Source organism: Photobacterium galatheae, from assembly GCF_000695255.1.
Lineage (GTDB): Bacteria > Pseudomonadota > Gammaproteobacteria > Enterobacterales > Vibrionaceae > Photobacterium > Photobacterium galatheae.
The window spans coordinates 110,818-135,762 of the sequence record NZ_JMIB01000038.1; the positions used below are offsets into that span (position 1 = coordinate 110,818).

The 24,945-nt window shown below is 54.9% G+C and carries 19 protein-coding genes; 2 read left to right on the plus strand and 17 right to left on the minus strand.

The window, feature by feature from the left end; all coding sequences use genetic code 11:
* The 16 genes from EA58_RS18290 to EA58_RS18365 all read right to left on the minus strand — a co-directional run bounded on the left by EA58_RS18290 (position 1) and on the right by EA58_RS18365 (position 17,777).
* A complete protein-coding gene (locus EA58_RS18290; protein WP_036756211.1) occupies positions 1–1,659 on the minus strand; it encodes a ShlB/FhaC/HecB family hemolysin secretion/activation protein in 1,659 nt (552 codons plus the stop codon).
* Positions 1,660–2,207: 548 nt separating this feature from the next.
* Positions 2,208–5,336, minus strand: coding sequence for an efflux RND transporter permease subunit (locus EA58_RS18295; RefSeq protein ID WP_036756213.1), 3,129 nt, complete (start codon positions 5,334–5,336; stop codon positions 2,208–2,210).
* On the minus strand, positions 5,336–6,412 hold the full coding sequence (locus EA58_RS18300) for an efflux RND transporter periplasmic adaptor subunit (protein ID WP_036756215.1): 1,077 nt from the start codon (positions 6,410–6,412) through the stop codon (positions 5,336–5,338). Before EA58_RS18300 ends, EA58_RS18295 begins: the two co-directional genes overlap by 1 nt.
* Positions 6,413–6,607: 195 nt before the next feature.
* A complete protein-coding gene (locus tag EA58_RS18305; RefSeq protein ID WP_051642209.1) occupies positions 6,608–7,960 on the minus strand; it encodes a vWA domain-containing protein in 1,353 nt (450 codons plus the stop codon).
* The gene (locus EA58_RS18310) at positions 7,957–8,484 is read right to left on the minus strand and encodes a tight adherence pilus pseudopilin TadF (protein WP_036756217.1); all 528 of its coding nucleotides are present in this window, start codon (positions 8,482–8,484) and stop codon (positions 7,957–7,959) included. Before EA58_RS18310 ends, EA58_RS18305 begins: the two co-directional genes overlap by 4 nt.
* On the minus strand, positions 8,481–8,954 hold the full coding sequence (locus EA58_RS18315; protein WP_036756219.1) for a TadE/TadG family type IV pilus assembly protein: 474 nt from the start codon (positions 8,952–8,954) through the stop codon (positions 8,481–8,483). The genes EA58_RS18310 and EA58_RS18315 overlap by 4 nt, the downstream gene beginning before the upstream one ends.
* A complete protein-coding gene (locus tag EA58_RS18320) occupies positions 8,951–9,781 on the minus strand; it encodes a tetratricopeptide repeat protein (RefSeq protein WP_036756221.1) in 831 nt (276 codons plus the stop codon). Before EA58_RS18320 ends, EA58_RS18315 begins: the two co-directional genes overlap by 4 nt.
* A 16-nt stretch (positions 9,782–9,797) precedes the next feature.
* Positions 9,798–10,739 (minus strand): type II secretion system F family protein, encoded by a 942-nt coding sequence (locus tag EA58_RS18325; RefSeq protein ID WP_081819744.1) that lies wholly within the window; start codon positions 10,737–10,739, stop codon positions 9,798–9,800.
* 4 nt (positions 10,740–10,743) lie between these two features.
* A complete protein-coding gene (locus EA58_RS18330; protein WP_235199647.1) occupies positions 10,744–11,664 on the minus strand; it encodes a type II secretion system F family protein in 921 nt (306 codons plus the stop codon).
* A complete protein-coding gene (locus tag EA58_RS18335) occupies positions 11,661–12,983 on the minus strand; it encodes a CpaF family protein (protein ID WP_051642226.1) in 1,323 nt (440 codons plus the stop codon). The genes EA58_RS18330 and EA58_RS18335 overlap by 4 nt, the downstream gene beginning before the upstream one ends.
* Positions 12,983–14,122 carry an AAA family ATPase gene (locus EA58_RS18340; RefSeq protein ID WP_036756223.1) on the minus strand — a complete coding sequence of 380 codons (1,140 nt, stop codon included), beginning with the start codon at positions 14,120–14,122 and terminating at the stop codon, positions 12,983–12,985. The genes EA58_RS18335 and EA58_RS18340 overlap by 1 nt, the downstream gene beginning before the upstream one ends.
* Before the next feature lie 3 nt (positions 14,123–14,125).
* Positions 14,126–14,719 (minus strand): hypothetical protein, encoded by a 594-nt coding sequence (locus EA58_RS18345; protein ID WP_051642210.1) that lies wholly within the window; start codon positions 14,717–14,719, stop codon positions 14,126–14,128.
* Positions 14,720–14,733: 14 nt separating this feature from the next.
* Positions 14,734–16,119, minus strand: a complete 1,386-nt coding sequence (locus tag EA58_RS18350) for a type II and III secretion system protein family protein (protein ID WP_036756225.1) — start codon at positions 16,117–16,119, stop codon at positions 14,734–14,736.
* A gap of 12 nt (positions 16,120–16,131) precedes the next feature.
* Positions 16,132–17,058, minus strand: a complete 927-nt coding sequence (gene cpaB / locus EA58_RS18355; RefSeq protein ID WP_051642211.1) for a Flp pilus assembly protein CpaB — start codon at positions 17,056–17,058, stop codon at positions 16,132–16,134.
* Between the two features lie 31 nt (positions 17,059–17,089).
* Positions 17,090–17,584, minus strand: coding sequence for an A24 family peptidase (locus EA58_RS18360; RefSeq protein WP_051642212.1), 495 nt, complete (start codon positions 17,582–17,584; stop codon positions 17,090–17,092).
* Positions 17,577–17,777 carry a Flp family type IVb pilin gene (locus EA58_RS18365; RefSeq protein WP_036756227.1) on the minus strand — a complete coding sequence of 67 codons (201 nt, stop codon included), beginning with the start codon at positions 17,775–17,777 and terminating at the stop codon, positions 17,577–17,579. The genes EA58_RS18360 and EA58_RS18365 overlap by 8 nt, the downstream gene beginning before the upstream one ends.
* 213 nt (positions 17,778–17,990) lie before the next feature.
* Between EA58_RS18365 and EA58_RS18370 the strand changes: the two genes are divergently transcribed.
* On the plus strand, positions 17,991–20,978 hold the full coding sequence (locus EA58_RS18370) for an Lcl domain-containing protein (RefSeq protein WP_161781079.1): 2,988 nt from the start codon (positions 17,991–17,993) through the stop codon (positions 20,976–20,978).
* Positions 20,975–21,688, plus strand: coding sequence for an Lcl domain-containing protein (locus tag EA58_RS18375; RefSeq protein WP_036756229.1), 714 nt, complete (start codon positions 20,975–20,977; stop codon positions 21,686–21,688). Before EA58_RS18370 ends, EA58_RS18375 begins: the two co-directional genes overlap by 4 nt.
* Before the next feature lie 259 nt (positions 21,689–21,947).
* Here EA58_RS18375 and EA58_RS18380 read toward each other — a convergent pair whose 3' ends face one another.
* A complete protein-coding gene (locus EA58_RS18380) occupies positions 21,948–23,936 on the minus strand; it encodes a replication initiator protein RctB domain-containing protein (protein ID WP_036756231.1) in 1,989 nt (662 codons plus the stop codon).
* Between the last annotated feature and the right edge of the window lie 1,009 nt (positions 23,937–24,945).

Genomic DNA, 24,945 nt, shown 5'->3' on the forward strand with positions numbered 1-24,945 from the left:
TCAGAACTTCAGTGAAAAACGGTAATTCAGGCTGTAATCGTCCGCCTGCAACCAGGATGGATGTTCAATCGGCCAGCCAACGGCAACGGAACTCTGATAAAACGCCGACTGGCTGCGAACCGCCAGTGCGCCCCCCGTGAGGTGGCCGCGCTCAAATAAATCGGGGTTGTCCGGGGTGCTGTCCGGATGAATCGCACCCGTATCCAGCGACAGGCCCAGATTGATCTGGCCAAGCCAGGGGAGCGCCCCCACGGCATAATTCAGATCATTGCGCCAGTAATAACCCGCATCGCCCGACAGGGACTGGCCTTTGAATCCGCGCACCGAATATTCACCGCCCACACTCAGCCGCTCACTTCCGGGCAGGGAATTGGTTGCAATTTGAGCAAATGCAGTCGTGGACAGAGACCATTCAGGCGACAGCGGATAAGAAAAATTCAGCGTCAACGTGCCTTTATTGAATTCGTCATCCGGCTGGCCGGTATCTGCCGATACTTTTCCCGGCACAGCCAGCCCCCGTTCATATATCGGCGAGACCGTCAGAAACCCGCCCGCCAGACGGGTGCTGTATGCCACCGCAAGACTGGCAGACATGCGTTTGTGGCTGCTGCCTTTCAGTTGGGTATCATCAATAAAGTTTTTCACGCCGTCATAGTTCAGCGCGAAACGAAGTGAAGACTGACTGATGCTGTCACGGAAAAACAGCCACTGGGTATCCAGCCCGTGGCTCTGGGTCTCACCGCTGGAAGCAAAAGAGAAGCCCTTACTTTCGACCGTCGTCAGGTAATCGCTGTAGGCATACCGGTAACCAAGGGTCCAGTATCCGGCAGGGATCCCAACACTGAATTGCAGACTTTGGCTATCCCGGCCATTGGCAAACGCTGCACTTTTCGAACCCGAGAGGCTCCAGTTGTCATAAACCCCGAGAATGTCTTCGGCCACAAAAGTAAGGGACAACTGCTGCTCGCCCGTACTTGCCTGACCGCCATTGTTCAGCCCCAGCTCTCCCTGCCACCACGGGCCAGGCTGAGACTGAATGTTCACGATGCTGTCACCCGGCTCGCTGCCCGGCAGTAACTGAACCGTTGCGTTATATCGCGACAACCGGTTGATCTGATCCAGGGTCTGTTCGATATCCCTTAAATTCAGAATTTCATTGGCGTCGGCAGGATACAGCCGCTGTAAACGGGCCGAAGGCTGGCCGTTACGCTGAAGCGCTTGCATCCGGCCTTCCAGAATTTCAATGGTCAGATCCCCATCCGACAAATCCTGTGGAAGCAATACGGCCCGGGACGTCACATAGGCATGTTCGACATAGGTATTGGTGATCACTTTGAGCATGTTGTTGATGGCCTGAATGCCGACGCAATCACCCGGACGAAACGGCAGCGCCTGCAATAACGCTTCCGTGGTCATTACCCGATTCCCGTTCAGGATCACGGTATTCACCACAAAGCACTGTGCCTCCGTTCCCTCCGACACAGACAAAAGCGGCGGCAACGGCTGTAAGTGTTCTAACCCTGCCTGCGAAGCCTGAATGGATTGCAGGCGCTCAGCCTGTTCCGATTCAATGTCGCTTTTCACGGCAGGCGAAAGCACCGCCGCCTGTGCTGGCACACTGGCAGAAATCAACAATAAAAACGCGAAGCGATAATGCATAACACCCAAATCGACAGCAATGTCCGGGGCTCACAGATGCAGTCATGCATCCATTCAATGGCGGCGGGAGAACACGCAACGCAAGCGTGTCTTCATTGTGGCGGGCTTTCAGATCCGGTCAGCCCTTCCCCAAAACATATTCGTTAAAACAACAAAAGACGCATGGCAGGCGTGTTGGCTCATACCATGCGTCTGGTAACATCGAATAACCTGTATTGAAAGAAATCATCACCCGCTGCTCACATTGATTACATTTCATTCAAATACCTGAATGCGGCAGGCGACCATGATGGCAGAAAAGTGTAATTAAAAATGGATAAAATCTGACCGGAGCAAACCCGCTGGTCGAAGTGCTGAAAATGCTTGATTGACAAATTCAGGCATGGAATGACCATCTCCCACGCCTGATATCGACTTTCTCTGTTCCTCCGTTGGGTTGAGCAAATGCCGCATGCCTTCGCCATCGGCGAGGACAAAACATCCTGTCTGCGGCATGTATCAAAAGACGTCAACCGGCAACAGCGCGAACGATTGCAGGTTGGTCTCCCTCATCCCAGCCGTTTTTTCTTAAGCAAGACCGTATTGTCTTCGGCCAGCTCTTTTTCAAGCTGCCGTGTGACAAATTCCGGACTATTGGTATGACGGGCCAGTAAATGATAAACCACGGGAATCACCAGCAGGGTAAAACAGGTGGCCACCAGAATCCCGCACAGCACCACGATCCCGATAACAAGGCGCGTTTCAGCGCCGGCGCCGGTTGCCAGAATCAGCGGCACTGAACCGGCGGCTGTGGTAATTGCCGTCATCAGAATCGGACGAAGCCGGGTGCAGGCGGCATCAATCACCGCCGCTTCGTAGGCAATCCCCTGATCCCGAAGCTGATTGGCAAATTCCACAATCAGAATCCCGTTTTTTGCCGCCAGCCCGACCAGCATGATGATGCCAATTTCGGAGTAAATATTGAGTGTCTGTCCGGTAAAGTACAGCCCCAGCAAGGCACCAAAGGTTGCCAGCGGCACGGTCAGCATAATCACGAAGGGATGAATATAACTTTCAAACTGAGCGGCCAGCACCAGAAACACCACGGCAAGCGCCAGTGCAAAGACAAAAAGAATGGAATGGCTGGCCGTCTGGAAATCCTGCGACGGGCCTTTGTAATTGACTACGGCATCGACCGGCAGATATTGTCGCACCAGCCCGTTCAGGTAAGTCAACGCTTCGCCCAGCGTATAGTTATCGGCGAGATTGGCCTCAATCGTCACCGCCCGGATCCGGTTAAACCGGTTCAGAGTCGGCGCATCAGCATATTCGGTCACGGCGACCAGATTCGACAAGGGGATCAACTCCCCATGATGACTGGAACGGACATAGAGATTGCTGAGATCCTGCGGGGTATTCTGTCGTTCAGGCTGGCCTTCAATCAGGACATCATATTCTTCACCCCGCCATTCATACCGGGTCACCACACGAGATCCCAGCATGGATTCCAGCGTCTGACCGATGTCGGTCACAGAAACGCCCAGATCGCCGGCCCGTTCAATGTGAATATCCACTCCCAGCAGCGGCTTGGTTTCCTTGTAATCATGATCCAGCCCTTCCAGCCCCGGATTCTGCGCAGCCTGTTCCATGATGATATCCCGCCATTCCGCCAGCTGCGCGTAAGTACCGCCACCAATCACAAACTGGACCGGTTTATTGACCCCGCGACCGAAAGGCTGACGCATCACCGCAAAAGCAGTGACCCCGGCCAGATCGCTGAGCCGTTGCTGAATGTCCCGGATAATCACAAAGGCATTACGCCGCTCAGCCCAGTCTTCCAGCACCACAATGGCAAACCCATTGGAAAAATCTTCCAGTTGCCCCCAGCCCCGCGGTGCGCGGACCAGCAGACGCATGATTTCACCGTCTTCGACCAGTGGCATCAGCCGGTGCTCAATTTCATTCATGTAAGGCTGCATGTATTCATAACTGGCACCCTGCGGGCCGTTAATCAGAATGAACATTGCCCCCCGATCCTCCCGCGGCGCAAATTCAGTCGGGATACGCGTGGCCAGCCACACGCTGCCGCATAACATCACAATCAGCATGCCGACAATGAGATAAGGCCGCCGTAACCAGTTGGCTAAAGACCGACGATAAAACCCGGTGATGCTTTCCAGCACTGCGCTGACCTGACGCACCAGCCAGGGCTCCCGCTCAACCGGCTGCATGATTTTCGACCCCATCATGGGCGTCAGGGTCAGCGCAACCAGCGAAGACAGCAACACTGCGGTACTCATCGCCACTGAGAATTCCCGAAACAGTTTCCCCAGGTCACCTTCCAGAAAACCAATCGGCAAAAACACGGAAATCAGCACCACTGTGGTCGCAACAATCGCAAAGCCGACCTGCCGTGCCCCGAGAAAGGCCGCCTTCAGCGGAGACTCACCCAGTTCAATCCGGCGGTGAATGTTCTCCAGCATGACGATGGCATCATCGACCACAATCCCGATCGCCAGAATCAACGCCAGCAGCGTCAGCAAGTTGATGGTATAGCCCAGTGCATACAGGATGATAAACGTCCCGATCAGCGAGACAGGCACAGTCAATGCCGGAATCAACATCGCCCGGACGCTGCCCAGAAACAGATAAATGGTGATGATCACCAGCAGCAGAGCAATGAAAAGCGTTTTGTAAACTTCATCAATCGACGCCTGAATAAACACCGAGGAATCATAGGATTCTTTGATTTCCATGCCTTCAGGCAAAGTGGGGTTGAGCTGTGTCACCAGCGCATTCACGGCACGCGCCACAGCCAGCGTATTGGCCGTGGACTGCCGGTTAATCCCCAGCCCAATCATGTCCTGCGTGTTGCCCCGGAACATGATTTTTTCTTCTTCCGCAGCCAGCTCAACCCGGGCGACATCCCCCAGCCGGATCAGATAACCGTCTTCCCCGACACCCACCACCAAACGGGAAAAATCATCCGGTGCCAGAAAACTACGCTGCGTGCGTATTGAAAATTGCCGGTTTTCCGATTCTATGGAACCCGCAGGCAACTCGACGTTGTCAGCCTGAAGCGCATGCTCCACATCGGTCACAGTCAGTTGACGTGAGGCCAGTTTCTGCCGGTCGATCCAAATCCGCATGGCGTATTCTTTTCCGCCCCCAATCCGGACAGCCGCCACACCGTCCAGCACCGAAAAGCGATCAACCAGATACCGATTGGCATAATCGGTCAGCTCAAGCGTGTCCATTCGGTCAGACACCAGATTGAGCCACATAATGACCTCTGAATTCCCTTCCGCTTTCTGCACTTCCGGCGGGTCCGCTTCATCGGGCAGGTTATTGAGGATCCCGGAAATCCGGTCGCGAACATCATTGGCCGCCGCATCGATGTCCCGCCCGATCCCAAATTCCAGGGTGACATCAGAACGCCCGTCACTGCTGGTGGAGCTGATATTTCGGATCCCTTCAATCCCAGACACCCGATCTTCCACAATCTGAGTGATCCGGCTTTCAACGATGGCCGCCGATGCGCCCCGGTAATTGGTCGAGATCGTCACAATGGGGGGATCGATATCCGGGTATTCACGCAAGGGCAGCCGGTCGTACGCAACCAGACCAAAAGTGATCAGCAGTAAACTGATCACGGAACCAAAAACAGGACGCCGAACAGCCAGATCAGTCAGAAACATCAGCCCACCCCCTGAAACGTAAAATGCTCAGTCTGCTGTGTGGTGACGGTTTGTCCCGGACGCACTTTATCCATCCCTCGCGTAATCACCTGCTCCCCTTCCTGCACGCCGCTGAGAATTTCTACTTCGCCCCGGCTGCGAAAGCCCAGCTCGACCAGCCGTTGCTCCACCACATTGTTGCCATTGACCACCATCACGAAGTGCTCGGTCTGACGCGGAATCACAGCCTCTTCCGGCACCACCAGCCCGGAGCGGGCTTCCAGTGTCAGTGCCAGTGTCATCAGCATGCCCGGGCGCAGCAGTAATTGTGGATTATCGACCCGTGCCCGTACTTCAACAGCCCGGGTTTGAGGGTCCACCCGGCTGTTAATACCGGTCACCTTGCCGGAAAAGATCTGATCCGGAAACGCAGCGACATGACCATCCACCAGTGCACCGGGCTGAATCTGCCCCAGAAAACGTTCCGGGATAGAAAAGTCGAGTTTCACCGTATCCAGCGCATCCAGTGTGGTGACCACCATACCGGGCGTGACCAGCGCACCCTGACTGATTTGCCGAAACCCCAGTATTCCGGCAAAAGGGGCCGCAATGGTACGGGCATCTAATTCAGCCTGATTCTGCGCCAGAATAGCCCGTGCCACTTCAATCCCGGTTCTGAGTTTATCCAGCTCTGACCGGGCCATTGTATTTTGCCGCACCAGCCCTTCAATCCGGCGATATTCACGTCGCTGCTCATTCAGGTTGGCTTGCGCGGCCCGGACTTTCGCCTGTTGCTCGCCGGAAGTCAGTGTCACCAGTAAAGCGCCCGCGTTCACTTGCTGCCCGTCTTCAAAGTGGATCTGTTCAACCTTTTCGGTCACTTTTGCCGTAATCTGGACCGACTCCCGGGATTTCACCGTCCCCAGCGCCTCCACCTGCCGGGCCACGTTTTGCCGGACAACCGGCTGAATCACGACATTCGGTGCTGGCCGCGATGGTCTAATCTGGGTCTGAGCATAACGCTGGTACTCGGTGTAACCGATACCCAGTACCAGCGCCATCAGTAGCAACGAGCCGACAATCAGGGTGACTTTCATCCTTGTGCTCCTGTACAAAGACAAAAAACAGAGCGACGTATCCCAAGCATCTTAAATCACTCGGATATCGATTTTTTGATTCAATTAAGTATAGCTAGCAGCGGTTTTTTGACGTGTTGTCACGGATAAGACGGGCAGGCCGAGGTCTCAGAACTGAACACCCGGTTTACAGTGTAAACCGGGTCAAATGAGAACTTACTTGACGAGGGTAATGTCGTTGATGGTATTGGCGATCACGCCAAAAACGGTGCGGATATTGCGTTCATTCGCAGCATAGTAGCCATCAGGGCCGGCACATTGACGGACAATCTGAGCATTGTTGCCATAGCCGATACTGAATACCTGAATACCTTGCTTTTTCATTTCCCGGCACAGCGCAACCTGCTTTTTATCACGGACAGCCGGATTCTCTTTATGCTCCCCATCAGAGAGCAGCACCATGACTTTAATCGTATTCGGGGCATCATAATCACGGGGCAGATCGGCCAGTTCATCCCGCCACAATCCCCGCCAGAGAGGCGAGAGTAAACGCCACGCCCAAAGTACCCCTTCCGCCGTATTGGTGTTCATCCCCGAATAAAGCTGCGCAATACCCTGCTGATATTCATGCTGCGTTCGGGCCATCGCCAGAATCGGGCTGACACCACAATCCGGGGAATCGAACAGGCCCAGCGATGCCAGTGCATCTTCCCGATACGCATTTTCCGGGTTATCTGACGGATAAACAGCTTTCAGGGGCGTGCCGTCAGCATAGTGCGACAGTGGCGGCCGCCGGGTGTCATATTGCAGCCAGATGGACTGCCCGCGTCCCGGGGCAGATTCCAGGGCGCGAATCCAGCGCGAAGACACCTGCGACGATTTGACGATGCCATCCAAATCTTCAGGTAATTGCGCGCAAAACGCCTGACGATTTCTGCCCGGCACCGACGGATGCAAAAAACTGCCCCAGTTTTTTTCTGCAAACAGGGTCTGCAAACTGAACGACGGCAACAGGCTGGCCGGTTCAAAAAACGTCGGGTGCGGGCCAAGATTCACATAACCACTGGCCGGCACCAGACTGATCACCCGGTTGTTATTGCGTCTTTCCTTGGCGTACAACACCTCAGCAAAGTCTTCCAGCCCTTGTTTCACCTGATTCAGCGGCTCGCCGCGCATAGATTCTGAAATATCAATCACCACGGCAATTTCGACTGAACTCTGCACCAGACGGGTCGATGCTTTCACCCCGATCGGAATGTCCTGACTCTGACTGGTGAGCCGTAAACTGGCACCATTTTCTCCGGCCTGAACATGCGCATCAGCCGTCATGCGGTTTGCCTTCAGCAATGCATCGACATCCCGCGACGGCTCGTCACTGTCTGAAGCAGACAGGAGTGCGATATCTGCAATCCCGCTGAGCCGGTCATGATCCTGATAGGCACGAATGATACTGCTGGTCGTGATCAAAAAAGTCACCGCCCCAATCAGCATCAAAACAAATCCGGGTGAAAACGCCCCCTGTTGACGGGTCCGAGTTGAACCCTGTAGACAAGTAAAAACAGCCTTCATTGAATTTCCTGTACATAGCCAGCACGCAGGGTTTTGCCGAGCACCCAATCATTCACCCAACTGCCGCTGCTGATTTCGCCCGGCGTCAGACACACTGACACCCGGACAAAAATACCGCGAGCCAGTGCCGGCCAGTCACTGGTCGGCTGGCAGTTCCCTGACTGAATTAAATCAAATGCCTCGTCGGTCGCCAGATTGCGCCATTGCATCGACATCCCATACTGGCTGTCCGGCATGTTGCCAGCCGTCATGGCTTTCAGCTGCTGCTGGGTATAGCGGCCATAGTAAGTAAAGGGATTGGCGGCATCTGAATTTGGCATAAAAGTCGTCATGGTCGCCATCTGAGTCAGGTTATAGGCCAGATTGTCAAGCCGCTGTTGCAGACGCAGCATGCTGAGCAAGTCAGAACAGGCCACAATCAAGAGCACCAGAAAACCAAAAATAAAGACAGCTTCTACACTGGCCGCACCACGCTGCTTCCCCGGCGTATATCGATGTGTTCTCATCCGTGTCTGTAAGCTCATTCCGGCATCCTGTCTGATAACATGATGAGCGTCGTCTGGTATTCCAGCTGACGCGCTTCGGCAAAAAACAGCGGATAGACCGTCATCGACGGTTTGAGCACGGCCGTCACCCTGAGCACAGGATCAGACGGTGCGAGTGGCACGGTGTCTCCCGGTTCCAGTCCGCCATCGGCTTCCAGCATTTCTGCCAGTGAGCCATAACGCGCCACCGACAGACGAAGCACGGGCGATCCCACCAGCTGTTTCGCAATATCCTGTTTCAGTTCAGCAGCACTGGGCAACAGCCCCTGAACGCTGCTGACCATGTGCTTCCGAAGCACCAGCCGCATCGCATGTTCCAGCGTGCTGTATTGCCAGTGCACCCGCACCACATCGACAAACAGCAAGATCAGCCCGATCAGTACCGGGAGCAGAAATGCCATTTCCAGACTGACCACCCCATCCTGTCTGCGGTGAAATGGCTGATTCATGATGACTGACCCGCCGTACGCTGGCGAATCTGTGCCAGCCGCTCAGCCAGCTGACGGATGTCGTGATCCACCTGAGTCGGAGACAGATAGCGTGACAGAATCAGTCGCGCCTGTTGCATCTGTCCTTCCGCCAGCAGCAGCAGGGCGTAATTCATCTCAACCCGGGGCGGTAAATGCTGATAATGCAGCAAGGGGGCAAACACCGTCCGGGCAGTCGCGACATGACCGTCCATCAGCCAGCCCAGCGCCAGATTCGCCCGGTAGGTTGCTTCATCCGGTGCCAGTGTCAGTGCCCGGGCAAACGCCTCCCGTCCCTGTGCATAGCTGTTCTGATTCAGCAAAGAGACGCCCAGTCCGTTCAGTAATCTCGCCTCATCCGGCCCGGTCAGTCCGTCCAGCGCCAGTCCTTGCCGGTAAGCGGCCTGCGCCTGTTCCGCCTTGCCGTCATCCAGACTGAACTTCCCCAGATAATAGGCCGCTTCCGGTGCTGTCGGGCCACGCCGCTCTAACAGTTGCTGCAATGTATTTCGGGCCGCCTGTTTTTTATCCTGCCGGAACTGGCTGCGAGCCAGCATCAGCATGGCTTGCTCGGGCAATGGCTGGTCCGTTGCAACCGCCTGCGCCAGCAACTGGTGAAATAAGGTCTCCGCTTTCGCGTACTGATGAGAATCAAAGGCGGTTTGAGCAACCACCATCGCATTGGTCTGAGTATTTGCCGCGACTTTATCGGCATGGCTGCTGCAGGCACTCAGGGCCAGGGCTGCCAGTGCAATCCAGAGGTATCGGCTGTTTCGGATCAGCAGCCGGGCTGATTGGGTTGTTGTCATGATTCAATTCCTTGGGTTAGCTCAGGCTGTCGATCAGCAGGTTCAGCGTCGGGGCAATAATGAGTGCCAGCAGCGGCAGCATAATGAAGGCCATCTGGATCAAGGTGATACGGCCCGGCAGTTTTCCGGCCTGTTCTTCCAGCGCCATTTTGCGCATCTGACGCGCTTCGTGACTGATGGTCCGCATGGTATCGGCCAGTGGCGAACCATAACGCTGGGCCATCGCCAGTGTTGATGCCAATCGCTCCAGCTCCGGCAACCCGGTTCGCCACGCCAGTTTTTTCATGCATTGCGCCGGATCGCCCATCACCTGAATTTCAGCATGGGTACGAAGGAACTGCTCCGCCAGCCGCGGCTCAGTGCTTCGCAGATAGCGTCCGACCCGCTCCAGCGCACGATCGAGTGATAACCCGGCTTCGACCGTGATCACCAGCATGTCGATGGCATCGGGAACCGCCCGGCGCTGTTGCGCTTTCACGCGGGAAGCGCGATTGCGAAGCCAGTATTCCGGCACATTGGAACCCAGCACATAAGCAAACAGCACGGCCATCAGCAGCATGGCCGTGAACTCCCCCTGCCAGCGCCAGAAAAAAGCAACAGCAACGGCAGTCAGACCGCCAAGCAATTTGGCTCCGCAGACGTTGGCCACACTGCCGTCCTGATCAATCCCGGCCTGCGCCAGCATTTTCAGCAGCCGCTGCTTTTCTGCGTCAGACACCGGATACCGGCGTCCGATCTGAGCCAGCCAGTGCGATTCACCCGCTTGCGGCTGGGAACCGGCTTGCGTCACTGAATCCGCTTGCTGCGCAGAGCCTGCATCCAGCGTGTAGCGTTCACACTGACTTTTCCAGCGGGCCTGCTCACGCTGCTGCAACCAGCACAGGCCACCCAATCCGGTGATCAGCCAGAGCGCCAGGAGTGACCACAGCACATTCAAAGAAGTCAAAGAAATGGACATCAATTTAAGCCTTGATTTGCGTCAGCCGACGAATGAGATACAAGCCGAACAACACACTGCCGACCACATAAGCCACCACCATTTGCCCCTGAGCCGTAGCCATCAGAAAGTCGAAATGTTCGCGCCCGGCACTGAACAGCACCAGCACAATCAAAACCGGCAACGCGGCCAGCACCTTGGCGGAACTTCTGGACTCTGAAGTGATACTGGCCACACTGGCCTGCAGTTCTTTGCGTCCGCGCAGGGTGTCACCGAGCTGGCCGAGTACCTCGGACAGGCGACCGCCGGTTTCCTGTTGCAGACTCAGCACAACGGTCAGAAACCGAAACTCGGCCACCGGCATCCGGGCCGCGGCTCTCGACAGGGTGTCCGTCAGTGGCTGTCCGACAGACAGCTCATCGTGCATCTGTCCGAACAGACGCGAGACCACAGCACGCTGATGATCGGCCTGCGCATATTGTTCAGCGATCACCGCAAAAGTGTCGGCCATCGGTGCACCGACCCGCACCGCACGGATCATGCCGTCGATCACTTCCGGCAACTGATCCCGGAACGCATCCAGTGCCTGCTGCTGTAACTGGTGATATACAAACCAGACGCCCAATACCGTCACCGTCAGCGATAAACTCAGGGCAACCACGCTGCTCATCCCGTTCACCACCAGCAACGCGGTCAGGCCAATCACAGCGGCAGGCACAGCACGCTGCCAGAACTGCATGCGTTTCGCGCCGAGAATCGTCGCCATCGTGAGATACCATTCAGGCATTCTGCGACCGGACGATTGCTCTGTGGTCAGGCGATAATGGCTGTAGCGCCGGGCCTGCTGCTGCCAGTATTTCCGCTGACGCTGTCCATGCCAGCCGTATCCGACCACCATCAGCCAGACCGAAATCACCAACAGGCTGATCAATACCGGGGGACTCACACGCCACCTCCGGATTCACCAACGGGGGGCTGACAGCACGCCAGCATCGCCTGTTCCAGTCCGGCCTGCGCGGCTTTGTCCAGCAAGGCTTCTGAAATACCACATGGCTCAAATTCCCCTTCAATCCCGGTGCGATCGACTTTCTGATAACGAAAGCGGAACACCGGCTTCATCAGGATTTTGCCCTGCTGCACATCAGCCACTTCACTGATCGCGGTGATCCGCCGTTTACCGTCCCGCATCCGCTCCAGCTGAACGACCAGATCCACCGCACTGACGATCTGCGTCTGAATCATGGATTCAGACAGCTTTTCCGCGCCCATCTGAAGCATGTTCGACAGACGGATCATCGCATCCTGCGGGTTATTCGCGTGCAGTGTACACAGGGAGCCGTCGTGGCCGGTGTTCATCGCCTGCAACATATCAAAGGCTTCAGAACCACGAACTTCCCCCAGAATGATCCGATCCGGCCGCATCCGCAGGGCGTTGCGCACCAGTTGCCGGATGGTGACTTCCCCCTTGCCTTCGGCACTCTCATTCCGGGTTTCCAGCGGCACCCAGTGCGGCTGATCCAGCGACAATTCCGCGGCATCTTCGATGGTCAGAATGCGCTCGTCTTCGCTGATATGCTGACTCAGCGCGTTCAGCAGGGTGGTTTTCCCCGAGCCGGTACCACCGGACACCAGCATGTTGAATCGCCCCTCGGCAGCCAGCGCCAGAAAGCGCGACATCTCCGGAGACAGGCTTTGGTTGTTCACCAGCGCATCCAGCGTCAGGCGACCGGCCGGAAATTTCCGGATAGAAATGGTGGTTCCATGCAAGGCCAGCGGCGGGGCGATCACATTCACCCGGCTGCCATCAGCCAGCCGGGCGTCCACCATCGGCGTGGATTCATCGACCCGGCGACCGACGGCATTCACAATCCGCTGCGCAACATTCAGCACGTGCTGTTTGTCATGGAAGCGGATTCGGGTTCGCTCCAGCTTCCCGTTGCGCTCGACATACACACTGTGCGGGCCGTTGACCAGAATGTCAGACACGCTCGGATCATCCAGCAACGGCTGGATTGGCCCCAGACCGATCATTTCGTCGACCATCTGCCGGGTCAGACGCGCCAGCTCAGTGCTGTTATACGGCAGCAGTTTTTGCGCCGCGATGGTCTGTAAGGCATCTCTGACCTGCTGAGTCAGTGCCTGTGGCGATAACTTGGCAGCAACAGACGGTTCCACCTGCTGGTAAAAAGCTTCCCTTGCCAGCTCAGACATCGCCAGCAGTTCCCCTGCCTGAGCTGGAACGGGCTGATTCTGCTTACCGAACATCATGCTGCACTCCGTTTCACCGGCACTGAAGCACTGCCGTGCATCACGGCCAGACTGAGTTTACGCAACTGACGAGCCAGCTTGCCGCCGGCCTGAGTCAGAACAATGCCCTGCTGCTCAGACTGAATCACCGCTGCTGCATCAAAGGGCAGCGTCATCAGCGTTTTCAGGCCAACGGCCTGTGCCATTTCAGCTTCCGGCACCCGGTTGGATTTACTGCGGCACTGATTGGCCACCAGCAATCGCCGTTGATGCGCACTCACATGCTGATGCTGCCACAGGTTCAGAACCCGCAAAGCGTTCAGGCTTTGATCATGCAGCATCAGACACACATCCGCTTCCGCCGCCAGCGTTCGGCAGGCCGGATCGCGCAAATCCGGAATATCCACAATCACGGTACTGTAATGACCGGCCACCATGGCAACACTGCGCACAACATCCTGTCCTTGAGTTGCTTCCGGATCGCCGCTCTGGGCGTAAAACAGATGCAAGCCTTCATCGAGCTGATGCGCTGCATGCTCCAGCAGGGTTTCATCCAGCCGCTCAGCATCCGTAAAAATGGAGTGCCGGGATGGCTCATAATCCGCCCCGAGTAAAATCGGATGCGCACTGTGAAAAGCATTCAGATCCAACAGCGCTACCTGCTGATGGTGTTCTGTAGCCAGCAGCCAGGCCAGGTTCGCGGCGATTGTACTGGTGCCAACACCACCGCCAGTCCCGACCACGGCAATCACCCGGCCACGACGCAAAGGTGCGACAGCCGGGCGTGCCAGTAACGCCAGCAGGCTCAGACGCAGAGCATCGGCATCCAGCGGCGTGGCGTGATAGTCGCTGACCCCAAGCTGGATCAGGCGACGGTACAGATTCAAATCCTGACGCTGCCCCAGTACCACCAGCTTCATGGTCGGCGGGCAGCACTGCGCCAGTTCAGACAGCGCCGTATCCAGATGACGGCAATTACCGGCATCTACCACCAGAATATCCGGCGCTCCATGTTTCAGGCAGTGTGCCCGCGCCGTTTGCAGATCGCCTTTGGTCACCGTCAGTGTCACATCCGGCAACTGGGTTCCGATCTGCGCCAGGGTATCTCTGGTCGCTTCATCCTGTGCAAAAACGACCAGTGTCTGTTGTTCACTCATGACTTATTCCCCCGTGGTGCTCTGGCTGCTGGCATGTTTAATCTTGTCGTCATACAGACGCTGCACGGCACCGATATCCAGTGCACTCGAAGTAACTTCATAGTCAGCCCCTTTATCCCAGTGCGCTGTGGTTGTCATGGCACGATACTGGTTACGCTTCAGCAGACAGGCATTCACCGAGACCGCAATCGGTCCCTGCTGGTAACGACAGGTATTCGGCATCAGCGCCACATTCAGATCGACCTGATAATCTGCCTGATTGTCAGGAATAAAATTCACCACCGTTGGGATCGCCAGCAATTCACTCAGTTGTGAGGACAGCGCCTGTGTATTCAGCGGCTGCGGATTCAGCGACTGAGCCGGGCCGGAAATACTCACTTTGAGCACGCCTTCCTCCAGCCGCTCCGCCAGCGGACGAACGACAGCCGTTAATGATGGCTGCACCTGTGCCGCAGCCACCCGGTACTGCGCCGACGCCTGATAGGTCGTGGTCATCTGATCACCGGCGTTCCAGTGATCCAGCCGATCAACACAGCCGGTCATCGTCATGACCCCTGCCACACACGGCAGGGCGAACAATCTTGCATTCCGTTTCATTATCTTTCCCGACATCAGTAGCTGTAGCCGTACTGGCCAAAAAGGGTGGTATTTTCAGCACCCGGCGCGTTCATGTCGCCGAAGTCACTGAAGAAAAGTCGTTCAAACCGGCTTGGCGGACGGAAATAGTCCAGCGGGGTTGCCAGTTCCAAAGGATTACTGGTCGGTTCGACCAGACGGGCTGTCGCAATAATCACCAGCTCACTTTCGCCTTCTTCAAAAGACGTGCTGCTGAAAAATGGCGCTAAAAATGGAATTTCCCCCAACAGCGGCAGCGCTTCGACATTCTGGTTGCGGTAGCTGCGCACCAGCCCGGCCAGGGCAAAACTCTGCCCGTCAGCCAGCTCGACTGTGGTGGTGGTCCGGCGGGTTTCAATCCCGGGCACAACCACGCCACCAATCGAGACGCTGTTTTCACGGCTGAGCGTCGAAACTTCCGGCGACACCGTCAGGCTGATGCGTTTGTTACTGAGCAGTGTCGGGGTCAGGCCCAGGGAAATCCCGAAGTTCTTAAACTCGATCTCTGGGCCATCGTCGCCATTGCCCACCGGGAACGGAAATTCACCACCGGACATAAAAGTGGCGGCTTCGCCGGATTTCGCCGTCAGATTCGGTTCCGCCAGCACAGTCACCAGATTGTTCTGAACCAGCGCATCAATGATGGCGTCAATCTGAACCGTATTTTTATCGAGAATATTATTGTCTGATGGCGTCGGATACAGGTTGCCCGGTGAAACGCCCAGTTGCAGATATTTGCCAATCGCACTCCAGCGCATCCCCAGCTGTTCGCTGGTGGAACGCTCCATCTCGATAATTCGCACGGAAATATTAATCTGATCCGATCCCGCCAGACGCAGCCGGTTCACCACGTGCGGATACTGGGCACCGCCCCCGCCGGGCACTGCATCTTCCGGGCGCTCATTGGTGGAGCGCTCCCGGTTCTGCTGAGTCTGCGACTCATCATCCGAGAACAGCCCTCTGGCAAAACCTGATGCCATCGACAGAATATCGTGGGCCTGCTGCGCGCTGGCGACATCACCCGAAACAATGATGGCTTTTGCAGCGTATTCAAAAGTCAGCGGGGTATCCGGAAATGCCCGTTTGGCCGACTGTTCCAGTTCGGACAGATCTGCCACGACCCGCACTTCATAGTGGCCGAGTGTCCGGCCCTGATGTCCGGTGATCACCAGATCGGTTTTGCCGACCGTCATGCCGTAAATCAGCAAATGCTGCTCAGACGGACTGTGCAGTTTGGCCACTTCACCATTGGCAATAAATACATCTTTCACCGGCTGCTCAAAGCGCAGCAGACGGGATTGATCCGGCTTGAGCACGATAGATTGCGCTGCCTGAACCTGAGCGGCCAGCACAGCAAAAAGAGTCAGAAAGAAAACACGCATGTGAGGAAAGCCTTAATTGGATGAGCCGGACGCTTTGTCCTGGTTTGCTTTGGCATCGTCCGCCGATTTGCCGTAGGCAATACGAACACCGTGGGTCGGAATTGCTTTCGGATTATGGTTCTGGGAGACCTGTTCCGCCCAGACCACCTTTTGTGCCGCTGATTCCTTGTGTGCCAGTGCCGGACGGCGTCCACGCAGAACCAGTGACAGATCCCCGAGCTTATTGGCCAGCAGCAGTTTTGCCGCTTCTTCTGGCAACAGTTCAAAGGTGACATTGACCAGATCAAAACTTTGCTGACCCTGTGCTGCCATACCGTGCTGACCGAGATCGATCAACTGAGCTTCAATCGCCAGCAGCTTGATGTCCGACAGCACCTGCTCAGCAGACAATCCGGAGACCGTTTCACCGCCCACCAGCTTGCCGGCATTCTGGTTTTGGCTGGTCAGAATGACATCCACCCGGTTGCCCGGACGCAGCAAGCCATGGCTGACCGCTTCCGGGGTCAGAGCCAGTGTCACGGCCCGGGTGCCCGGTGCCATCATGGCCGACAGATAATGGCTCTGCTCCGGACGAATCACATCTTCAGCCGACAGGATCTGGCCTGTCTGTACCGATCGGGTGATCAGGCTGCCGGACAGTTTCTCTGGCTGAATAAAGCCCTGGAGGAACAGACCCGGCAGATTACCTTCATCAGCCGCCGGTAAGTCTGCCCAGCGCAAATCTTCGGTACGCAGCAATGCTCCGGCCTGCAGCGGACGCGATGCCACCAGAATCCGGGCTCGGTTTAACGCCGGTTCAGGTGCAGTACCGGCCTTCTCTGACAAGGGATTAGCCTCATGCTGAACCACTTCAGCAGACCCGTTCCCCTGAAGCCAGACAAAAGCAAGGGCCGTCAACAGCGCACCCGTCGCGATGACAAATAACAGAAATTTTTTCATGGTTGGAACTCTCAGGGATTTATTCAGCCCATCATGGAAAGATGATCAAGGGAGTCGAGATCAAAGAAGTTGAGATCAACGGCATCGAGATCAACGGCGTCGCGCTCAATGCGCCCAGCGTGATCGCCACCCCGTAAGGCACGGTGCACGCAGCAGAATGCGCAGGCTGCCATGTCGGAAACCAGCGATTCCGCGCCAGATAAATCAGACTCAGTCCACCGCCAAAGACGGCGGTCATCAGCAGACAGGCCAGCCAGTGCTCCTGAGCGGCATAAAGGCAGACGGCCAGCAGCTTGCTGTCGCCTGCCCCCAGCCATCCTTTGGCAAATGCTGCCAGTCCGGCAAACAGGCAGGCCAGAGATATCAAGACCTGCATACCGCTGAACGGCACCAGCATGACCGCAATGATCAGCAAGACCACAATCGCCAGATTGGGGATCCGTCGCTCGGTGACATCCGTGACCACCAGCCAGGAAAACATCAGCGCAGCCAGCCCCTGAGCGACAGTGACGCCCGGATCAGCCATTTTCGCCGATATTCAGATCTTGAATGATCGCTTCAAACTTGGCTTTCAAAGCGGTCACAAAAACCCCGTCCGAACCAAAAATCGCCAGAATTCCCGCAGCCAGCCCCGCGGCGAGAATGCCGTATTCAATGGCGGTAGCGCCCGTTTCATCTTTCAGGTAACGCTGAATCATTTTGGCTGAGAACACACTCATCACTTACTCCATCAGTGGATAAAAAAACCGATGCGAATGATATTGATTATCAATACATGTTTCAATAGTATCTGCGCCAAACCGGCAAAAAATCGCTAAGTCAGCATCAATCAAAGACAAATTCCGAGTCAGTCATGACCCAACGGGCTGAAGTGACCCCATCAGATCATGGCTGTCTGGCGAAAAGCGACCAGAACAAGGAAAACCAGTGAAGTGAACATTTTTTCAAAAATTACGTGGCGGGGATGCATTGCCGCCGTGCTCCTGACCGGGCTCAGCGGCTGCAATGTTGAACCGGTTCGCGGCAGTGACGCGGCCAGTTCCGGCACATCATCAACCACAATTCCGGATTCAGGAAAACCGACGCCCCCGACAACAGGTCAAACGCCGGATCCTCGTCCTGATCCGGTCACCCCGCCTACACCGGATCCGGAACCAAACCCGATCACAGCCATCACCTTGTCAGGTGCCGTCCTCGGCGATCGGGGGCAGCAGTATCAGGTCCGGCTGAGTGACGGCAAGTCAGTGCTCGAAACCCGGACAACGGACAATGGCGCATATCAGTTCGAGATCACTCTCCGACAATGGCAGCGTCAGTCGGCGCTGAGCCTGACGGCGACCGACAAAGATGACCGTCAGATGGTGTTCCGTCAGTCGCTGCCCAGTCTCGACGAACTCTTACTGCGAGACGGTGACAACAATCAGCTGATTGACGATCAGGAACTGCTGGCGCTCGCCTTGTCTCCGGCCAGCATCGCGTTCGATGCGGTTGCACAGCATTTACTGAACAAAACCACGCTCAGTCAGGACGAACGAGTGACCGTCAAAAGACAAATGGCCGCCGATGCGACATTCAATCAGACACTGGTCCGCGATTTGTCACAACTGCTGGCCGAGACCCAAGCCAAACCCGCAGACAGTGAATCTGCGGCGTTGCCTTTACTGGGCCTGACACAGTCACAGCTTGCGGCACAGCTGATCAGGGACAAGTCAGCTTCCCCATCACGGACGCTGACGGAGCTTTACCTGAAACGGGCTGAAACCCTGGGTATCACGCTCAACGAACACACGGAAAACCAACTCAATACCGCGCTGGAAAACGGCAAAACGCTCCATACGCTGAGCGCGGAATACCGCTGGCAGGAATCTTTTTATCCTGAATACACCCTCACGCTGAGTGGCCAGTTTCCGGCAGCACTGCAGGATGCACGGATCAGTGTGCTGATCGGCGCCAAACCCAATGATGACACGCGGGGTGAGCACTACTACAAGCCTGCGCGGCCACACCGGGTGATCCCGCTGAGACTGTTGGATGACAGCGGCCGGCAGAGCAAGCGGCTGGATGCCCATGGTCAGCAAAGCTACAGAGCGACGCTGCAACTCAATGACACAGCGGGGGCAATCAGCCAGTGTGCACCGGGTCATACCGGTGAATCCTGGGAGGGACTGATTACAGATGACAACCTGCAGGATCTGCTGACCCTGCAGATCGTGGATCAGACGTCTCACGTAGAATTGCGCTCAGTACTCGGGCCATTGTGCGAACTGCTCGCGCTCGACAACAACCAAGACGGGACGCTGGACAGTACGGAGTACGCCCGGACGAACGTGGGATATATCTCGACGGCGCAGGAAGTGCTGCTGAAAAAAGTCACGCTGGCCAGTTATGGCTCGTTTATTGACTGGAAACCGCTGACCATTGCAGCCATCGACCAATTCCAGGCCGGATTTCCCCGCCAGCAGACCGAACTGCTGGCCGCTTTCGCTGCGATGCAGGCCAAGCAGTCGCTGTTTGGTCAACGGGTTGACCTGATTGAAAGCGCCGGTTTCTATCAGGATTTGCTGAAATTAGTGAATATCAATATGCAGGCCCAATATAGTATTGTGTCAAACAATCATCTGGTGCCAACCCTGAATATTCTGCAGTCACAGATGGGGGAAAACGCCGGCTTTGCTGACCTGCTGATTCAGTATCCAGATCGGAATGTCTCGCACATCATCAAAGAAGCGACCGGCCTGCTGGCTGATTCTGTCCCGGATGCTCCCTACTTCCACAATCAGCCGCCACCGGGCCGCTGGGTGCAGGTCTACCCAAACAGCCATCTGGCCCCGGTTTGTCAGTCCAGCGGCCAGATCAGCTACGATCAGGTCACCGGGATTGCCATCATCGGCCAGGGGATTGATCAGGCAACCGGGCATTTCTGGCTGACACTGGACTGGCCGGCACAGGATTATGTCAGTGAATATACCCTGGCATGGGACACCGGCAATTTCAGCACCGCTGAAGCCGCCGCCCACCGTCAGCAAACGACGCAGACCCGCATGACCATTCGCGGGCTGGAAAAATGGCAGCCGTACCAGCTCCGTATCGGGACGCCCAACGGCAGCCTGAGTGCCGCGATCCACTATACGCCGGGGAAAACCGTGCTCAATGACACCCGGATCACCAAGGGGGTTCTGGGGGATGACAGCACCCGTGGACGGGACACCCAGAATCAGTGCAATCCGGTGAGTGGTCTGGCCTATAACAGTAACCGGGATGGTGAACTGGGCGCGCGATATGTCAAGCTCGATGCTCAGGGAGAACGCCTGCCCCGTCAGGATCTGGCCTGGAAGCAGCTGAAATTCAGTTGTGTTGCCGATGCCAACACCGGTCTGATCTGGGAAACCAAGTCAGCAACGGATCTTGAAAACCCGACCCTTCATGATGACCGCTTCTACTTTGCTATGGACGCCACAGCGCATCCAGTACCCTTCAATGGCACCTGCTATAACCCGGATTCAGGCAAACTGGTCTCTGAACGTTCACAGTGCAATGCTGCCAGTCAGCTGGCCTGGGTCAATGCCAGCAAACTTTGCGGCTTGGATAACTGGCGACTGCCGACACAGGCAGAGCTGTATGGTCTGATGAATCTTCAGGGTGATCAGGCCATTGCGCTGGATACCAACTATTTCCCGAATCATGCCGGCCTGAAAACCACCTACTTTGACTGGAAAGATGATCAAGGGAAAACCCACTACGAACAGATTTACCGAAGCTTCTGGACGGCTGACCGACACCCGCTTGCAGAAAAAGCACTGACCCGAACGGTCAGAACACTCACACAGCGCAGTAATGGCATGACCCCAAATCAGGAACCCCATCTCATCATGCTGGTCAGTGACGGCTTCCAGACCCGAGAATCAAGGACAACACAATGAAAAAAGCAGCGATTTTGATCATTGGCCTGTCGGCCATGTACTCAGCACAGGCCAGTGACAACTTACAACGTATCTGTACGGCTGGATATCAGGATGACACCGAACGGTTTGAGGCCCAGACTCTCAGCACCAGCGCAGGAGATCTGAAAGTGATCAATGACCGGCAAACCGGGCTGCAGTGGCAGTTCTGCCCGCTGGGGCAACAACTCAGTGCCGATCAGATGTCCTGCACCGGCGATGCGACCATCGTACGCGACACCAGCAGCCAGATGGGAGCAATGGCCAGTCAGGCCGTGCTGATCGGAAATGAAAATAGTCGCTTGGGAACACAACAGCACGCCTGGCGGGCACCCAATGTGAATGAGTTGATGAGTCTTCTGAATCCGGCCTGTTCCCCTGCCCTCTTTGCTTCATTGGGTTATCCGAAAAAGACCCTCGCGGAACTGAAAGCACTCAAAGCCATTGCCGATGACTGGCACCATCAGCCGGATGAAATCAGAAATCAGGCGAATTCAGTCTTAGTCAATCACACTTCACTGTATTTCGTGAGTGACAGCTGGGGGGACGATGAACAATACGCCGTGATCAGTTTCAGTAACTACAACTTCAATCTGGTCGAAGAAATCTATCCCAATCACAACGGGCACGCGAACTATCAGGATCACAACATCTGGGGAGGATTCCTGCGGCTGGTTCGGGAAATCCCCTGACAACCACAGATGCCACACCGGACGTGGCATCAGAAAACAGGCAAAAAAAAAGCGAGCCGGGACGGGCTCGCAACAAACTCACATATTGCATTTTCGAGAGACTCACAAGATAACTGACCCGCCATCCATGCCAGGCGTTACCTTTCTCATCGAAAGGGACAAAGGTTATATCGGGGTTTATTTTGGCTTTTTTTCAGCGTCAATTGTCATCACAATGTCAAAACTCGTTGATTTGACATAAAAACTTCGACATTCCTGTCTATCTGCCGTTTGCAATATCGTCCAGTGCCGTCAGAACCTGTTCATTCATATGGCCTTCATGCACCAGCTTGCACACTTTACGACGAACAGCCAGCCCTGAAATCAGACGCTCAATCGACAGATGCCGCTCATCATGTTGTTTGTTAAACAGCTCAACTATCTTACTGAGGGTTTCGTAAGGCACGACCTCGCCCCCAACGCGCAACCAGTCCAGCTTATCCAGGTAGCCCTGGCACTCTTCGGTGATCACGCTGGCCGCATGACCGGACATTGCAGAAAGTGCCGTGATACTGCGTTGCAATGCCTCCTGAGAGGTATACTTTGACAGAACAATCGTCAGTTCATCGGCATTAATTTCTACCAGATGCTTCCTGAGCTTCACACGGCGGCCCAAACGACCCTTCGGACGCCCTTCCTTGCGCTGAATCGGTTCGAACTCACCATCAATGATGGAAGACAGCTGTTCCAGCTCCTGACGCGGCAGAATCTCATTCCGAAGCGGGTTTGGCATGGTTGGTGCCAGTGAACGCTTCCCTTCGTTGTGCATCTTCGCGCGGGAGAAGCGAATCACTTCCTCTGCATCACACTTGATTTCAATCTGGTAATCCTGATAGCGGGATGCTTTCCCCTCTGCCGGGCTGATAGTCAGATGGTAACCCCACAAGTTCACCGCAAATAACGACTCAGTGACCTTGCCTTCCGCCAGCTTTTTCAGTTCCCGGATCAGATCAGTCGAGAAACGACGCCATTCGATATTCCGGGCCAGTTTCTGATTCAGCTCACTGAGCAGCATGCTGTCATGGCCACGTCGGGTCATCCGGCTCCGGAAAAAGGTATACAACTGGAAGATCAGCGTATGCTGGCGCAGGATCTCCGGCGGGAACAGGAAGAAATAATCACGTGTAAGCAATTCTTCGAAGAAAGACGGCTCCCACACCAGAATATACAGGTTCGGCTTGATCCGGATTTCACCATCTTCCCCTTCCTGAGGTGCTTCTTCAGACGCCGTGATCGTCCGGGCCAGAAAACGGAAGCGATCACTCTTAAAGCCTTCCGGCATATTTTCACTCAGCCAGCGCCCCGTCAGCTCATGCAGCTGAAAATCTGTAAATTCGATGCGGTCGATACTTTCGCGGATCGAATCCCGGGCCGGTCCACTGTCTTTTTTTCCGCGTAGCGCAAGAATATCAGTGATATAGATGGGAGTTTTATTGCTCATGTGCCGGGATTGCAGCTCATACTCCGGCAAATGATGATCATGGTACTGCACCGTTAAGGTAAAGAGTGCAAACAGCGTCATCATGTCGTCAACCGTCATGATCGCCTTGGACGATCGTGTTTCAATGATCGCCCGAGTCCCGGAAATCGCAACCATGGACTTCTGATAGCTTTTCTTGGTCCGCGGTGGGGCCAGCGCCTGATCAATGATCCCGGCCCAACTGGTCGGAGAGACAACGATTTGATCTGCCTCATCAGGCATCATCGGGGGAGTCCCCAAACCATGTTCGTTCAGCAAACGCTTATTCACCACATTTTGCGCCAGGGCCTTAGAACGCTTCTGCTTTTCTTTTTCTTTACTTTGGTCAGACTGCAAACCTGCAGTGCCCAACTGAGAAATCAGCAGCGCTGGATTGATGAAATGGTGCAGCATCGTTTTACCAGCCAGCCCTTCCTCAAAGCGCACCGGCTGCTGGATGAAGAGTCCAATACTGACAGCAGCCCGGAGCCTTTGCTGTATCGCAGCACGTGTTAACTGACCTTCTGTCGCTTCAACTAATTCTGTTGTTGAAACCATACCGTCCTGACTTGATAAGCCACGCAGCGAAATCAGATTCAGCAGTTCAATGATGCTTTTTGTGACCCCTTTAAAATGCTGATATTGAGGCAGCCAATCAATTAAAGCAGGTGGGATCGAAAATAAATGCCCGTCTTTGTGGGATCGTGGGGCGGAGATCAGGATCTTTTCGTCGTATTTCTCATCACGCATCGCGGAGGACTTCATCTGCCAGGAGCCGTAAATTTGTCATCGTTCCGGAAAGAATAATAAAAAAAGACTAAAAATGAAAGCTTTTTTTACTGTTGCTTTTTAATCATGATCTTTTTGATTTAAATGATCTATTTGATGTACTGATCTTATGATCCGGGCGGGAATAACGGCCTAAGTGAATGATTTTATAAAGTAAAATTTATCAGTGCACTGGAAGTATGATCAATAGGAAGCCGGATCAGTGATCAACAGTTGTCAGCAAGCATGATCATACCGTCTCCGGAATCATGATCAACAAGGATTTGAAAGCATGATCATTAAGATAACAGAAACATGATCAATGTGTTTTTACAGGTTATCCACAGGTTTGTTCATCGCGTTTGCAGGATCCCTGCTCAGATGAAGTGAAAAGATCATCATCCGTGGCAGAGGGCTGTCTTTTTTACCTCAGAACGATGATCAAGTGAGTGCTGTTTTGACTGTAAACTGGGAATTTTCCTGAGGCCGTTAAGCAAGATGTTGCTTTTTTCATCATTTTCAAAATGACACTGACCGTAATTGCAGCGCGAATTTATATGTGTCCGGTAAAGGAAAAATGATCAAGACAGAAACAATGTCATTTCAACTGATATTGACTGAAGGAACCCGCGTGAAATTCAGCTTTTTCAGTCGCTTTTCTTGGTTTCGAATGCAGATACATCCAGCATTGGCCGTAATTTAGTGACCGTCAAGGATGCTTCCGGTGCGATCCGTTGTTTTCGGCATGAAAGGATCGCACCTTGATCATTGATCCGATCATCGATGTGTTTTTCTTGCTGCTATTTTGTTTAGGTCCTGAACAATTTTCACCTTGATCATCGTTGCGTCATTCTCGGATCTGCTCTGAAGCATGATCAAGGCGAAACTGGGATTTGTGCTGAATGTGGGTGTGTGGCGGTCTCTCGATATTCAAGAGAGCTGCCAGTCACTCAATTCATGGTGAATCTTGGGATGATTTCAAGTTGAAACG

What these genes read in the sequence shown, in the direction of transcription:
- EA58_RS18290 (WP_036756211.1), bottom strand. Translation starts at nt 1,659, where the DNA reads ATGCATTATCGCTTCGCGTTTTTATTGTTGATTTCTGCCAGTGTGCCA.
- EA58_RS18295 (WP_036756213.1), bottom strand. Translation starts at nt 5,336, where the DNA reads ATGTTTCTGACTGATCTGGCTGTTCGGCGTCCTGTTTTTGGTTCCGTG.
- EA58_RS18300 (WP_036756215.1), bottom strand. Translation starts at nt 6,412, where the DNA reads ATGAAAGTCACCCTGATTGTCGGCTCGTTGCTACTGATGGCGCTGGTA.
- EA58_RS18305 (WP_051642209.1), bottom strand. Translation starts at nt 7,960, where the DNA reads ATGAAGGCTGTTTTTACTTGTCTACAGGGTTCAACTCGGACCCGTCAA.
- EA58_RS18310 (WP_036756217.1), bottom strand. Translation starts at nt 8,484, where the DNA reads ATGAGCTTACAGACACGGATGAGAACACATCGATATACGCCGGGGAAG.
- EA58_RS18315 (WP_036756219.1), bottom strand. Translation starts at nt 8,954, where the DNA reads ATGAATCAGCCATTTCACCGCAGACAGGATGGGGTGGTCAGTCTGGAA.
- EA58_RS18320 (WP_036756221.1), bottom strand. Translation starts at nt 9,781, where the DNA reads ATGACAACAACCCAATCAGCCCGGCTGCTGATCCGAAACAGCCGATAC.
- EA58_RS18325 (WP_081819744.1), bottom strand. Translation starts at nt 10,739, where the DNA reads ATGTCCATTTCTTTGACTTCTTTGAATGTGCTGTGGTCACTCCTGGCG.
- EA58_RS18335 (WP_051642226.1), bottom strand. Translation starts at nt 12,983, where the DNA reads ATGTTCGGTAAGCAGAATCAGCCCGTTCCAGCTCAGGCAGGGGAACTG.
- EA58_RS18340 (WP_036756223.1), bottom strand. Translation starts at nt 14,122, where the DNA reads ATGAGTGAACAACAGACACTGGTCGTTTTTGCACAGGATGAAGCGACC.
- EA58_RS18345 (WP_051642210.1), bottom strand. Translation starts at nt 14,719, where the DNA reads ATGAAACGGAATGCAAGATTGTTCGCCCTGCCGTGTGTGGCAGGGGTC.
- EA58_RS18350 (WP_036756225.1), bottom strand. Translation starts at nt 16,119, where the DNA reads ATGCGTGTTTTCTTTCTGACTCTTTTTGCTGTGCTGGCCGCTCAGGTT.
- cpaB (WP_051642211.1), bottom strand. Translation starts at nt 17,058, where the DNA reads ATGAAAAAATTTCTGTTATTTGTCATCGCGACGGGTGCGCTGTTGACG.
- EA58_RS18360 (WP_051642212.1), bottom strand. Translation starts at nt 17,584, where the DNA reads ATGGCTGATCCGGGCGTCACTGTCGCTCAGGGGCTGGCTGCGCTGATG.
- EA58_RS18365 (WP_036756227.1), bottom strand. Translation starts at nt 17,777, where the DNA reads ATGAGTGTGTTCTCAGCCAAAATGATTCAGCGTTACCTGAAAGATGAA.
- EA58_RS18375 (WP_036756229.1), top strand. Translation starts at nt 20,975, where the DNA reads ATGAAAAAAGCAGCGATTTTGATCATTGGCCTGTCGGCCATGTACTCA.
- EA58_RS18380 (WP_036756231.1), bottom strand. Translation starts at nt 23,936, where the DNA reads ATGCGTGATGAGAAATACGACGAAAAGATCCTGATCTCCGCCCCACGA.